The sequence below is a fragment of the Nocardia sp. NPDC102475 genome, assembly GCF_055584605.1.
The window spans coordinates 210,003-222,633 of the sequence record NZ_JBVJLS010000001.1; the positions used below are offsets into that span (position 1 = coordinate 210,003).

A 12,631-nucleotide genomic window follows, 5' to 3' on the forward strand; every position below is an offset into this window, starting at 1 on the left:
CGGCTCAGCCCGATACCGAGATCCTGAGCATCGTCCGGTCCTGACTGGGATAGTGGAATCACAGCCGGAATGGACGCGCAGGCTCACGATTCGACGCCCGAGGAAGGGGGACGGCTCAGCCCGATACCGCGATTCTGAGCATCGTTCGCTCCTGACTGGAATAGTGGAATTACAGACGTTGGATTCGCCCGACCCGGGCACCCGTGTCGATCAATACGAGTCGACAGCCCGGGTGGGAGCAGGGCGGGACCGCACACAGCGCGATGAGGGGAGGTGGGACGCCCGATGATCGCTGGAACACCGGTGCTCGACCTCGACGATGCCGCTTCGCTCGAGGCCGCCGATGTCGGCGGCGCCCTGCGTTCCGCGGCATCCGGCGGCGCGCAGGTACGCGCGACCGCAGCAGCAGTCGGTGAGGACGCACTCGCGCGCCTCGCGGATCTGCGACCACGCAGCGTGGTGTTGGTCTCCGGCTCGGGCCGGGCCGCACGCGCCGCGAGTCTGATCGTCGCCGCACTCGGCGACCGTGCCGGCATACCCGTGGTCCCGGTCGCTGCCCTTCCGCCATGGGTCGGCCCGCTGGACGTGGTGCTCGTCGCGGGTGACGACGCGGGCGATCCCCGGCTCATCGATGCGGTCGACCGGGCACAGCGCCGGGGCGCGGAGGTTGTGGTCGCCGCGCCGCACGAAGGTCCGCTGCGGGCCGCGGCGGCCGGGCGTACCTCACTGCTGGAGCCGCGGATTCCGGTACTGGACCACAATCGGCTGCTGCGTTTCCTCGCCGCCTGTATCGCGGTGCTGCGCATAGTCGATCCGACCCGCTCCGGCGCGGTCGTACCCGATCTGACCGAGCTGGCCGATGTGCTCGATGCCGAGGCATTGCGCGACGGCCCGCACAACGAGGTCTTCCACAATCCGGCCAAGACGCTGGCCGCGCGCATGCAGCAGCGCGCCGTCGTGCTGGCCGGGGACTCCCCGGCTGCCAGCGAACTCGCCGAGCACGGCGCCGAGGTGCTGTTGCAGTCGGCGGGCAAGGTCGCCACCGCGGTGGATCTGGCCGAGGCCGTGGCCGCCAACCCCCGAATGGTCGAGGCCGCAGGCGAATCCGCGCCGAACTTCGATCCGCTGTTCCACGACGAGGAACTCGACGGACCGGCGCCGGTGGAGCGCATGCGGGTGTTCGTGCTCAGCGCGGATCTGGATCAGGCTGCGGCGCGGCGTCGGCTTGCCGTCTTCGGCGGCACCAGATCGGGTCTGGTCGACGCCGATCTGGTGAGCGCGGATATCGAGTTGCTGCACACTTCGCTCACCGATCCCACCGCGCCCGTGTCTTCCAGGGTGGACGAGTCGGGCGCGCCGATGCCCGGCACCGCTGCCCATGCCAGCGAACTCGAACAACTCGCGGTGCTCGCGCTGCGCTTGGAGATGGCCGCCGCCTATCTGCGGTTGATCGGCCCGCGCAGCGGTGCGACACAGTCCACGGAACAGCTCGACGGGGGACACTACTAGTGCACGAACTCGTTGGTGCGCTGCGTTCCTATGCCTGGGGTTCACGCACCGCACTCGCTCAGTTGTGCGGCCGACCGGTCCCTTCCGCGCATCCGGAGGCGGAGCTGTGGTTCGGCGCGCATCCCGCCGATCCGGCGCATGTCCGCTTGGAGAACAGCACCCGCTCACTGCTGGAATTGGTCGCGGACGATCCGGAGCGTGAACTCGGGCCCGCCGCACCGGAATTCGGCGGGCGGCTGCCGTTCCTGTTGAAGATCCTGGCCGCCGAGGAACCGCTATCGCTGCAGGCGCATCCGAGTTCGGCGCAGGCGCGGGCCGGATTCGAGCGCGAGAACCACGCGCGGGTGCCGCTGGATTCGCCGATGCGCAACTATCGCGACGAGAACCACAAGCCGGAATTGGTTGTCGCGCTGGACCGGTTCGAGGCGCTGGCCGGGTTCCGGGATCCACATCGCACGGTCGAGCTGCTGCGCGCACTGGATGTGCCGGGACTGCGCTCATATGCGGATCTACTTGCCGCCCAACCCGATTCGGCCGGGCTGCGGACGCTGTTCACGACCTGGATCACACTGCCACAGAATGTCCTCGGCACCCTGCTTCCCCAGGTGCTCGACGGATGCGTGCGCTATCTCTCGGTGAAGGGCGCCCGGGCGTTCACCGCCGAGGCGCGCACCACACTCGAACTCGCCGAGGCATATCCGGGCGACGCCGGTGTGCTGGCCGCGCTGCTGCTCAATCGGCTGACACTGGAACCGGGACAGGGACTGTTCCTCGCGGCGGGCAATCTGCACGCGTATCTGCGCGGACTCGGTGTGGAGATCATGGCCAACTCCGACAATGTGCTGCGCGGTGGTCTCACGCCCAAGCATGTCGATGTGCCGGAGTTGCTGCGGGTGCTGGACTTCGAGCCGATCGATCTGCCGGTGGTGCTGCCGAAACCGGCGGGTGACGGGTCGGTGCACTATCGGACACCCGCGCCGGAGTTCGCGCTGCGGCGGTTCGACCTGACCGCGGGATCCGGGCAGGTGCCGCTGACATCCGCGGGACCGGGAATCGTGCTGTGCACGGCGGGCACGGTGCGGCTGTTGCAAGGGGTGAGCGAGCTGGTGCTGGAACGCGGCGCGGCAGCGTGGATATCGGCGGCCGACACCGAGATTCGCGCCCAGGCCGTCGACAGCGACGCCCAGTTGTTCTGCGCCTGCGTCGGTGGCTCGAACTGACCTGTTGCCCAGTTTGTTCGTCTGCTGCCTTAGGCTGTTCGTTCGACGGGCCTCCTAACCGGACCACAACGGAGCGAGTCTTACGAGCGACGTTCGCGGCCCGTCTCGCGTCCGAGTGGCCGAAGCGCATGCGACGAAGTCGCAAGTCTCGGTCACGCCGCTAGCGACTGCTTGCAGGTCGCTCGAAAGGGGCCGCTAGCGACTGCTTGCAGGTCGCTCGGAAGGGGCCGCTAGCGACTGCTTGCAGGTCGCTCGGAAGGGGCCGCTAGCGACTGCTTGCAGGTCGCTCGAAAGGGTCGGACGCGAGACACCAGGGGGCCGCGAACACGCAGCGCCGCAGGCGCTGCATATCGGACACAGGAGGACCTACGTAGATGTCGGCTGGTGGTGGCAAAAAGGCGATTCTCGCCGCATTGTCGGCGAACGCGGGGATCGCGGCGGCGAAGTTCGTCGGCGCGTTCATCACCGGTTCCGGATCGATGCTGGCCGAGGCGGTGCACTCGGTCGCGGACACCGCCAACCAGGGGCTGCTGCTGCTCGGTCAGCGCCGCGCCGCACAGGATGCCGATGAACTGCACCCGTTCGGATACGGGCGCAATCGCTACTTCTATTCGTTCATCGTTGCGCTGGTGCTGTTCACCCTCGGCTCGATCTATGCCATCTACGAGGGCATCCACAAGGTTCAGCATCCGGAGGAGCTGAGCAATCCGATTGTCGCGATCGTCATCCTGTTCATCGCGATCTGCCTCGAGGGCTACAGCTTCATGACGGCGATGCGGGAATCCATCCCGCTCAAAGGCAATTCGAGCTGGTGGCGGTTCATCCGCAATTCGCGCAGTCCGGAACTGCCGGTGGTGCTGCTGGAGGACACCGGCGCGCTGATCGGTCTGGTCTTCGCATTCGCGGCGGTCGGGCTGACCATGCTCACCGATGACCCGGTCTGGGACGGCATCGGCACTCTCGCCATCGGCGCACTGCTCGGGGTCATCGCGCTGATCCTGATCGTGGAGATGCAGAGCCTGCTCATCGGTGAGGGTGCGACGCCGGAGGAGGACAGGGCGATCCGGGCCAATCTGGTCGACGGCAAGCGCATCGACCGGGTGATCCACCTCAAGACGCAGTACCTCGGGCCGGAGGAGATCCTGGTCGCGGCCAAGATCTCGATCGTGCCCGATCTGGATATCGAGGACATCGCCGCGGCCATCGATGACGCCGAGGCCAGGGTGCGGGCGGCCGTGCCCGCCGCACGGGTGATGTATCTGGAACCCGACCTGTACCGGACGCCGCGGGCCTGATTCGGTGATCGCCCGCGCGTCCTACCGCGCAATCCGGCCCGCGAAAAGTGCATGCTCAGGCGGGATTCGGTGTGCGCAGCAGATCCAGTGGGTTGGTGTGAATGCCGAACTCCGTGCGCAGCACGTGCCGCGCGGCATGCACACCGGACATGCCGTGGACACCGGGGCCCGGCGGGGTCGAGGCGGAGCAGAGGTAGACGCCGGGTAGTGGTGTGGCGTAAGGGTTCCAGCGCGGGACCGGGCGGAAGGCGAACTGGCGCAGGGTCATCGCGCCCGCGGAGATATCGCCGCCGATGTAGTTGGCATTATGCGTCGGCATTTCGGCGCCGGTGACGACATTCTTGGCCAGGATCAGATCGGTGAAACCCGGGGCGAAGCGTTCCACCTGGGCGATGACGGCGGCGCTGATATCGCGGGCGGAGTTGTTCGGGACGTGGGCGTAGCTGTAGAGCGTGTGGCCGCCCGCCGGTGCCCGCGTCGGGTCGACCACGCCCGGCTGAATGGCGAGGACATACGGACGATCCGCGTGTTGTCCCGCGGCGATTGTCTTTTCGGCGGTCATTGCCTCCGCGCGGGTGCCGACCAGGTGCAGTGTCCCGGCGAGTGCACAGCCCGGTGCCTGCCATGGCACCGGCCCGGACAGCGCGAAGTCGACCTTGCAGGCCGCGCCGCCATAACGGAAGCGGCGCAAACCCTTTGCGTAATGATTCGGCAGCCGGTCCCCCGCCATGCGCAGCAGTTCGGCGGGCGCGGTATCGAGCACAACCGCACGCGCGCCGCCGAATTCGTCGAGCGATTCGACGCGGTGTCCGGTGACGAGCTTGCCGCCGAGGCGTTCGAGTTCGGCGATCAACGCATCCGGAATGGCCTGGCTGCCACCGCGTGGCAGCACCCAGCCACCAGCGTGCGCGAGTGTCGCCAGTAGCATGCCCGCGCCGGCCGCGGGGATGGCGCGCGGCGGTGTGATCGCATGCGTGGCAACGCCGGTCAGCAGTGCCGGTGCCGCCTGCTCGCGAAATCGTAGATTCCACAGGGGCGAACCCTGCTCGAGCACCCGCAGTGCGAAGCGCAGTCCGGTCAGCAGGTCGGCGGGCGGACGGCGCAGATCCGACATCGCCAAATCCACGACCTGCTGCCAATGTCGGACCATCGGTTCGAAGAGCGCACGCCATGCGACCCCGTCACGACCGAGACCAGCGGCGGTGCGGTCCAGATCGCGCCAGGCCACCCCGGCCTTCCCCCCGTCGAGCGGATGCGCGTAGGACACCTCGGGCGCGAGCAGTTCGACACCGTGCGCGGCCAGATCGAAGGCGCGAAAGAACGGCGACGCCAACGCCATCGGATGCGCACCGGCGCAGACATCGTGCCGATATCCGGGCAGCGTCAGCTCGGCGGTGCGGCTCCCGCCGCCCGCGGCGGCCTGCGCCTCGTACACCTCGACGGTGAGACCGGCACGGGCCAGGATCACCGCCGCGGCCAGACCGTTGGGACCGGAACCGACCACGACGACATCAGGCATACCTCGATTCTGCCGGGCCGACCCGCACCGTGCCGTTATCCGCGCGAGGTATCGCGCACGCCCTGACGCGTCCACTGGCCGAGCAGCACCCGGATGCGCTCTTCGCGCAGGTCGTCGACCAGGCGACCGCTGCGATCCAGGGTGGCGATGCCGTGCAACGTGCTCCAGACCACCTCGGTGCCCGCCTGTAGATCGAACTCGCCAGCGAACGGCGCGTATGCGCTCTGGATCTCACCGAACGCATCGCGCAGCGCCTGTGGTGCGTCGTTGCCGAAGTTGAGTTCGGTATCGAGGACGAACATCGCGTCATAGCGGGCCGGGTTCTCGGTGGCGAAGTCCAGGTAACCGCGCACGACGGCCTCGAGTACCGCGACCGGATCCTGCGCCGCCGCCCGCCTCTCCCGCAGCCGGGCGGTGAGTTCGGTGATTCCCTGCTCGGCGACAGCCGATACGATCGCCGCCTTACCCGTGAAATGGCTGTAGAGCACCGGCTGGCTGTATTCGATTCGTTCGGCCAGGCGACGCACGGTCACTGCCTCCCAGCCCGAGGTTTCGGCGAGTTCACGTGCGGTGTCGATGATGCGCTGATGTCGTTCGGCTCGTTCGCGTTCTTTGCGGCTCTGCGGGGTCATAGCGAAATTCTAGCAGCGCTAGACAAACTATCGCGGCTCCATTAATGTAGCTCGAAGACCTAGCGTCGCTAGATTTCAGAGCAATAGTTCGAGGAGCACCCGTGACCATCTCGCGCATCGCCACCGCCCTTTCCCTCATCGGCGCGGCCTTCATCCTCTACATCGGCATCAGCTACCTGGTCACGCCGGAAACCATTGCCACCGGATTCGGCCTTCCGGAATGGCCGAAGGGCGACGCGGTCGCGTTCATGAATCTCAAGGGCGTCCGCGATACCGTCTCCGGGCTGATCATCCTGGTGCTGCTCGCCACCAAGCAGCGCTACGCCCTCGGCATCGTCACCCTCGTCATCGCATTGATCCCGATCGGCGACATGCTCACCGTGCTCAGCTGGGGCGGATCCACCGCGGCAGCCTTCGGCATCCACGGGCTGACCGCCGCACTGGTCGCCGTGACCGGTGTCCTGCTGATCCGCGAGCGGACTGTCGCGAATCGACCGGAACGCGCCGAGGTCAACGCCTGATCACCGGTTCCGAAACCGCCGCCGACCTCGCAAATCGCGTGGTAGGCGGCGGTGTTCGCGATCCGGCACACAATCCGGATCGCACCGATGAGTTTCGGCGATCGGCCCCGTCCATATCGCTGAACGCAAGAACAGAGGAGACGAACATGGCAACGACCAAGCCCAAGGGGCCCGCGTCCTACTTCCCGTCGATCGAGGCCAAATACGGTCGCACCATCGACGAGTGGAAGTCCGCCGTGCGCGCGTCGAATCTGGCCTCGCACAAGGAAATCGTCGAATGGCTGAAGTCCGAGCACAGCTTCGGCCACGGCCACGCCACCGCGATCGCCCAGCACTATCTGAATCCGGAGAAGTGGGCCGACTGATCCCACCGACACCACGAAGGGGCCCGCAGATCCTGCGGGCCCCTTCGTTATACGGGTACAGCTATGCCGAAACCAGATCCTTGGTGTCGTCCTGCTGCGGCCGCGGGCCATGGTCATCGTCGACCATGGTCCGCTCGTCGAAGGGCAGTTTGCGATCGAGGACCGTGTGGACCCGATCCACATCGACGGTCTTGGTCCAGGTGCCGACCAGCACCGTGGCGATGGCGTTGCCCGAGAAGTTGGTCAGCGCACGGGCTTCCGACATGAAACGGTCGATACCGACGATGAGGCCGACGCCGTCGAGCAGTTCGGGACGATGGCTCTGCAATCCGCCGGCCAGCGTGGCCAGACCTGCGCCGGTGACACCGGCCGCGCCCTTGGAAGCGACGATCATGAACAACAGCAGGCCGACCTGTTCCCCGACGCTGAGCGGTTTGCCCATCGCATCGGCGATGAACAGCGACGCCATGGTCAGGTAGATGGCGGTGCCGTCCAAATTGAACGAGTATCCGGTCGGCACAACGACACCGACCGTGGTCCGTTCGACGCCGAGGTGCTCCATCTTGGCGATCAGCCGCGGCAGCGCCGACTCCGAGGACGAGGTACCGAGGATCAGCAGGTACTCCCGCGCCAGGTAGCGGACCAGCTTGAAGACCGAAACCCGCGACACGCTCCACAGCAGCACGCCGAGTACGCCGAAGATGAACACCAGACAGGTCAGGTAGAACGCGACCATCAGCAGTGCGAGTTGCTTGACCGCATCGAGTCCGGTCTTGCCGACCACATTCGCGATCGCGCCGAACGCACCGATCGGGGCCAGCCACAGGATCATCGACAGAATCCGGAACACCAGCTTCTGCAGCGATGCGACACCGCGCAGGATCGGCTCGCCCGTCTTCCCCATCGCCTGCAGCGCAAACCCGACCAGAAGCGCGATGAACAGCGCCTGCAGCACACTGCCGGTGGTCAGCGAGGACAGCAGCGTGGTCGGAATGACGCTCTGGATGAACTCCCAGGTACCACCCGCGGCATGCGCCTGATCGGCCAGCTTCGTGCCCTGGTTGGCGGTCTTGGCGATGTTCATGCCGGAGCCCGGCTCCAGCAGGTTGCCGACGACCATGCCGATGCCGAGCGCAACTGTCGACATGACCAGGAAGTAGCCGAGCGCAAGCCCGCCCACCTTGCCGACATTGGCGGCCGAACGCACCGAGCCGATGCCGAGCACAATGGTGCAGAAGATGACCGGCGCGATCATCATCTTGATCAGATTGACGAACATCGTGCCGAGCGGACCGACGTCCTGACCGAATTCGGGGGCCTTCCAGCCGACCAGAATTCCCGCGATGACGGCGACGATGACGGCCAGATAAAGCCAATGGGTGCGGTCGCGTGGCACCGGCCGCTGTCGTGTTTCGGCGGTGTCCGTTGTTCGGTCGGTGCTATCGCTCATGCGGGTGAAGTCCTCTTCAAGTGGTACCGGCGTGAGGTGGCTCACGCCCTCACGTGCACAATGTTGGCTGCTAGAGGTGATGGCGGTCACGCTTTGGTGCATTACGTTCAAAATGGCACGAGGGAAAGAAAGCGTTGCGCGGTGAGAAACACGGGGGACGCGGTCGGCTATCGCTGGCCGGACAAGCCTTCGTGCTCCAGCTCGTGGTGCTCGGGTTGGTTATCGGAATCGGGGCGGTGCTAGCCGTACTGGACACCAGGCACCACAGCGATGTCACCACCTCGCGCGAGGTCACCGATGTCGCGGTGACCGTCGCACAGGCGCCCTCCACCCTCGAAGCGCTACGCACCTCCAACCCCACCGCCCTGCTGCAACCAGTGACCGAACGGACCCGCCTGGCGACCGGGATGGACTTCATCGTGGTGATGGCGCCGGATCGGACCCGGTACACCCACACCACACCCGAACGCATCGGGCAGCCGTTCAGCGGCAATATCGATCGGGCACTTGCCGGGGAGACGTTCACCGAGACGTTTTCCGGAACGCTCGGTCCCTCCATTCGAGCGGTCACACCGGTCTACGACGACGGGCGCATCGTCGCGTTGGTGTCGGCGGGCGTGACGCGGGCGCGGATCGGCGCTCAGGTCGGCACGCAATTGCCGTTGATTCTCGGCGTTGCCGCGGCGGGTCTGTTGGTCGCGGCGGCGGGTTCGTTCCTGCTGAGTCGCCGGATTCGCCGGCAGACGCACGGTCTCGCGCCGGATGAGCTGCGCACGATGTACGAACAGCACGATGCGGTGCTGCATTCGATCCATGAGGGCCTGGTGGTGTTCGGTCCGAACAATGACGGTGCGGAAGTCGTCAACGATGAGGCGCGCAGGCTGCTCGATCTGCCCGATGGGCCCGTCGCGCGCGCGGATCTGCCGATCTCGATGCAGCGGATGAGCTGGGGGGTGGTCCGCGACGAGATGCATGTGACCACGGATCGGATTCTGCTGGTCAATCAGGATGTCGTCACCTGGGCGCGGCGACCGATCGGCACCGTGATCACCATTCGCGACCACACCGAATTGCGCACCGTGATGGGCGAACTCGACTCGGTGCGCGGTTTCGCGGAATCGCTGCGCGCGCAGGCACACGAATCGGCCAACCGGCTGCACACCGTCATCACCATGGTCGAGTTGGGACGCTATCGTGAAGCGGTGGAGTTCGCGACCGCGGAACTTCAACTGTCCCAAGCCCTTATCGATCGGCTGCTCACCTCGGTCGGTGATCCCGCACTTGCGGCACTGCTGCTCGGCAAGGTGAACCAGGCCGCCGAGCGCGGCATCGAGCTGACGATCACCGAGGATACGGCGCTCGACTCGACCGCGCCGCTGTCCGCGCAGGAGACGGTGACGCTGGTGGGCAATCTGATCGACAATGCCATCGACGCGGCTGCCGAAGGTGACGCCGGATGGGTGGAAGTGACTGTGCGCCAGCATGATTCGGCACTGTATGTGCGCGTCGCGGACAGTGGGCCCGGAATGTCGGCGCAAACCTTCGCCCGCGCCGCCGAACGCGGCTACTCCACCAAGGCCGACCATCATGGCCTCGGGCTGGCACTGGTCCATCGCCTTGTCGACCGGCACGGCGGCGTGATCGGCACCGAACGCGATCCGGAAAGTGCCGTGACCGTGACGATCCCACGAAAGGATGCGCGATGATCCGAGTGTTGATCGTCGAGGACGAGCCATTGATCGCCGAGGCGCACCGCGCCTACGTCGAACGGATTCCGGGCTTCAGCGCGGTCGCGGTCGCGCACACCGGTCGCGAGGCCATGCGCGCCGCCGCCGATGCCGCCGCCGAGAATGCGCCGATCGACCTGGTGCTCATGGATATCGGACTTCCAGATGCCAGCGGCCTCGATGTGGCCGCCGCCCTGACCGGCCTCGCACCGCGCCCCGACGTCATTGCCATCACCTCGGCCCGCGACCTGGCCATGGTGCGCACCGCAGTCTCCTACGGCGTGGTCCTCTACCTGCTGAAACCGTTCACCTTCGCCGCCTTCCGCGACAAACTCGAACGCTACCGCGAATTCCGCACCGCCCTGCCCGCGGGCGAAACCGCCATCTCCCAGCAGGACATCGACCGCGCCCTCGGCGCCCTACGCACCTCCGACCAACGCGCCACCGCCCCCAAAGGCGTTGCCCCCCAAACCCTGGACGAAATCTCCCGCACCGTCCGCGACGCCCCCGGCGGACTCACCGCCGCCGACACCGCCAGCACCGTCGGCGTTTCACGCATCACAGCCTGGCGCTACTTGGAAAAGCTGGCCGAAGACGGCCTCGTCGACCGCAAATCCGACTACGGCCGAGCCGGCCGCCCCAAAACCCGCTACACCTGGAAAATCCGCCCGGAATAAATCGCTATTCCGGATGGACAGTGCGGTTTGTTAGTCCGGGCGGGGTTTGGGGGTGGTGCGGAGGTGGGCGCGTTCGCCTTGTTTGCCGAAAAGGCTCAGGAATTCGACAGGATCCGGGCCTGCGGTGCCGAACCAGTGCGGGACGCGGGTGTCGAATTCGGCGGCTTCGCCGGGGGTGAGGACTACATCGTGTTCGCCGAGGATCAGGCGGAGGCGTCCGTTGAGGACGTAGAGCCATTCGTAGCCCTCATGGGTTCGTGGGTCGGGCTCGCGGCGGATATTCGGGGGGATCACCAGTTTGTAGGCCTGGATGCCGCCCGCTCGGCGGGTCAGGGGCAAGTAGGTCATGCCGTGGCGGGTGGTCGGGCGCAGGTGGATGCGCGGGTCGCCGGTGGGTGGGGCGTCGACGAGTTCGTCGAGGGTGACGCCGTGCGCCTTGGCCAGCGGCAACAGTAATTCGAGGGTTGGGCGGCGGGCACCGGATTCCAGGCGCGACAGGGTGCTCACCGAGATGCCGGTGTCCGTCGAGAGGTCGGCCAGTGTGGTTTCGCGCTGGCGGCGCAGCGCGCGTAACCGAGGTCCGACCGCGTCGAGGGCTTGGCCGAGGTCGTTGTCCATGCCAACCAGATTGCCATATCGGCATGTTTGTTTGCCAATATCGGCGAACGGTCCGCATGGTCTTCTAGAGGAGGTGGTCATGGTGACCGATCAGTTGAAAGACGGCTATGACGTGGTGGTGATCGGCGGTGGCGCGGCCGGATTGAGCGGCGCGCTGATGCTTGCCAGGATGCGACGGTCAGTGGCTGTGATCGATGCCGAGCAACCGCGTAATGCCCCGGCCGAGGGCGTGCACGGACTGCTCGCCAGGGACGGAACGCCGCCGGGCGAATTGCTCGGACGCGGTCGGGCCGAGGTCCGCGGCTATGGCGGACATGTGGTGAACGGCGAGGTCATCGCGGTCGCGCGGGATGGCGACGGATTCGCGGTGTGCCTCGGTGACCGGTCCGTGCGGGCGCGTCGGCTCTTGGTGACCACCGGTCTGGTCGACGAGCTACCCGAGATCGCGGGACTGCGGGAGCGTTGGGGCCGCGATGTGATCCACTGCCCGTACTGCCACGGCTGGGAGGTCCGCGACCAGGCCATCGGTGTGCTCGGCACCGGCCCGATGGCGGTGCACCAGGCACTGCTGTTCCGTCAGCTCACCACGGATGTCACGTACTTCTCGCACACCATGCCACCGACCGCCGAACAGTCGGAGGAGTTGAACGCCCGCGGCATCCGCGTGGTGCACGGCGAAGTGACGGCGCTGGAGATCGTCGACGACCGCCTCGCGGGAGTGCGGTTGAGCGACGGCACCGTAATCGCCCGCGAGGTCGTGGTGGTCGGCTCACGGATGGTCGCCCGGGCGAACTTCCTCGAAACCCTCGGACTGCAACCGACCGAACACCCGGCCGGCGTCGGCGAATACATCACCACCGACGCCACCGGCCGAACCGATGTGCCCGGCGTCTGGGCCGCAGGCAATGTCACCGACCTGACGGCCCAGGTCGGCGCGGCCGCAGCAGCAGGCGCGGCCGCCGGAGCTCAGATCAACGCCGATCTGGTCGCCGAGGAAACCCGCCGAGCCGTTGCCGCCTACCGCGAACCGTTCTCCGCCGAAACCGAAGCGCAACTGTGCGAGGCCGTTACGGGCGACCGTCGGCACGGCATATAGCC

Annotated in this window: 12 protein-coding genes; 8 read left to right on the forward strand and 4 right to left on the reverse strand. The window is 66.7% G+C overall.

Going from position 1 to position 12,631, the window contains the following annotated elements:
• The first annotated feature begins 285 nt into the window (after window positions 1-285).
• The 3 genes from ACZ60G_RS00975 (at window position 286) to ACZ60G_RS00985 (ending at window position 4,024) form a co-directional block, all read left to right on the forward strand.
• Complete coding sequence (locus tag ACZ60G_RS00975; protein WP_465806114.1) at window positions 286-1,509, forward strand: tobH protein; 1,224 nt, start codon at window positions 286-288, stop codon at window positions 1,507-1,509.
• Window positions 1,509-2,729: a mannose-6-phosphate isomerase, class I gene (gene manA / locus ACZ60G_RS00980; RefSeq protein ID WP_465806116.1), complete on the forward strand. Its 1,221-nt coding sequence runs from the start codon at window positions 1,509-1,511 to the stop codon at window positions 2,727-2,729. Before ACZ60G_RS00975 ends, manA begins: the two co-directional genes overlap by 1 nt.
• A 374-nt stretch (window positions 2,730-3,103) precedes the next feature.
• Window positions 3,104-4,024, forward strand: coding sequence for a cation diffusion facilitator family transporter (locus ACZ60G_RS00985; protein ID WP_465806118.1), 921 nt, complete (start codon window positions 3,104-3,106; stop codon window positions 4,022-4,024).
• 55 nt (window positions 4,025-4,079) lie between these two features.
• On the opposite strand, the gene ACZ60G_RS00990 is transcribed toward ACZ60G_RS00985, so the two are convergent.
• The gene (locus tag ACZ60G_RS00990) at window positions 4,080-5,543 is read right to left on the reverse strand and encodes a phytoene desaturase family protein (protein WP_465806120.1); all 1,464 of its coding nucleotides are present in this window, start codon (window positions 5,541-5,543) and stop codon (window positions 4,080-4,082) included.
• Window positions 5,544-5,578: 35 nt separating this feature from the next.
• A complete protein-coding gene (locus ACZ60G_RS00995; protein ID WP_465806122.1) occupies window positions 5,579-6,175 on the reverse strand; it encodes a TetR/AcrR family transcriptional regulator in 597 nt (198 codons plus the stop codon).
• Between the two features lie 101 nt (window positions 6,176-6,276).
• Between ACZ60G_RS00995 and ACZ60G_RS01000 the strand changes: the two genes are divergently transcribed.
• Both ACZ60G_RS01000 and ACZ60G_RS01005 read left to right on the forward strand, forming a co-directional pair.
• Complete coding sequence (locus tag ACZ60G_RS01000; RefSeq protein WP_465806123.1) at window positions 6,277-6,696, forward strand: DUF4267 domain-containing protein; 420 nt, start codon at window positions 6,277-6,279, stop codon at window positions 6,694-6,696.
• Window positions 6,697-6,842: 146 nt separating this feature from the next.
• The gene (locus ACZ60G_RS01005; protein WP_465806125.1) at window positions 6,843-7,061 is read left to right on the forward strand and encodes a DUF4287 domain-containing protein; all 219 of its coding nucleotides are present in this window, start codon (window positions 6,843-6,845) and stop codon (window positions 7,059-7,061) included.
• Window positions 7,062-7,122: 61 nt separating this feature from the next.
• On the opposite strand, the gene ACZ60G_RS01010 is transcribed toward ACZ60G_RS01005, so the two are convergent.
• Window positions 7,123-8,511: a cation:dicarboxylate symporter family transporter gene (locus ACZ60G_RS01010; RefSeq protein WP_465806127.1), complete on the reverse strand. Its 1,389-nt coding sequence runs from the start codon at window positions 8,509-8,511 to the stop codon at window positions 7,123-7,125.
• Between the two features lie 134 nt (window positions 8,512-8,645).
• Here ACZ60G_RS01010 and ACZ60G_RS01015 point away from each other — a divergent pair, with 134 nt between their 5' ends.
• Together ACZ60G_RS01015 and ACZ60G_RS01020 are read left to right on the forward strand one after the other, a co-directional pair.
• Window positions 8,646-10,217 (forward strand): sensor histidine kinase, encoded by a 1,572-nt coding sequence (locus ACZ60G_RS01015; protein WP_465806129.1) that lies wholly within the window; start codon window positions 8,646-8,648, stop codon window positions 10,215-10,217.
• Window positions 10,214-10,915: a response regulator gene (locus ACZ60G_RS01020; RefSeq protein ID WP_465806131.1), complete on the forward strand. Its 702-nt coding sequence runs from the start codon at window positions 10,214-10,216 to the stop codon at window positions 10,913-10,915. Before ACZ60G_RS01015 ends, ACZ60G_RS01020 begins: the two co-directional genes overlap by 4 nt.
• 30 nt (window positions 10,916-10,945) lie before the next feature.
• Here the strand turns inward: ACZ60G_RS01020 and ACZ60G_RS01025 are convergent, their stop codons facing one another.
• Window positions 10,946-11,533: a helix-turn-helix domain-containing protein gene (locus tag ACZ60G_RS01025; protein ID WP_465806133.1), complete on the reverse strand. Its 588-nt coding sequence runs from the start codon at window positions 11,531-11,533 to the stop codon at window positions 10,946-10,948.
• 79 nt (window positions 11,534-11,612) lie between these two features.
• On the opposite strand from ACZ60G_RS01025, the gene ACZ60G_RS01030 reads away from it, so the two are divergent.
• Window positions 11,613-12,629: an NAD(P)/FAD-dependent oxidoreductase gene (locus ACZ60G_RS01030; protein WP_465806135.1), complete on the forward strand. Its 1,017-nt coding sequence runs from the start codon at window positions 11,613-11,615 to the stop codon at window positions 12,627-12,629.
• Window positions 12,630-12,631 lie beyond the last annotated feature (2 nt).

Excerpts from the sequence above, each read along its gene's own strand:
- ACZ60G_RS01020 (WP_465806131.1), top strand. The coding sequence starts at position 10,214 with ATGATCCGAGTGTTGATCGTCGAGGACGAGCCATTGATCGCCGAGGCG.
- ACZ60G_RS01025 (WP_465806133.1), bottom strand. The coding sequence starts at position 11,533 with ATGGACAACGACCTCGGCCAAGCCCTCGACGCGGTCGGACCTCGGTTA.
- ACZ60G_RS00975 (WP_465806114.1), top strand. The coding sequence starts at position 286 with ATGATCGCTGGAACACCGGTGCTCGACCTCGACGATGCCGCTTCGCTC.
- ACZ60G_RS00995 (WP_465806122.1), bottom strand. The coding sequence starts at position 6,175 with ATGACCCCGCAGAGCCGCAAAGAACGCGAACGAGCCGAACGACATCAG.
- ACZ60G_RS01030 (WP_465806135.1), top strand. The coding sequence starts at position 11,613 with ATGGTGACCGATCAGTTGAAAGACGGCTATGACGTGGTGGTGATCGGC.
- ACZ60G_RS00985 (WP_465806118.1), top strand. The coding sequence starts at position 3,104 with ATGTCGGCTGGTGGTGGCAAAAAGGCGATTCTCGCCGCATTGTCGGCG.
- ACZ60G_RS01005 (WP_465806125.1), top strand. The coding sequence starts at position 6,843 with ATGGCAACGACCAAGCCCAAGGGGCCCGCGTCCTACTTCCCGTCGATC.
- ACZ60G_RS01010 (WP_465806127.1), bottom strand. The coding sequence starts at position 8,511 with ATGAGCGATAGCACCGACCGAACAACGGACACCGCCGAAACACGACAG.
- ACZ60G_RS00990 (WP_465806120.1), bottom strand. The coding sequence starts at position 5,543 with ATGCCTGATGTCGTCGTGGTCGGTTCCGGTCCCAACGGTCTGGCCGCG.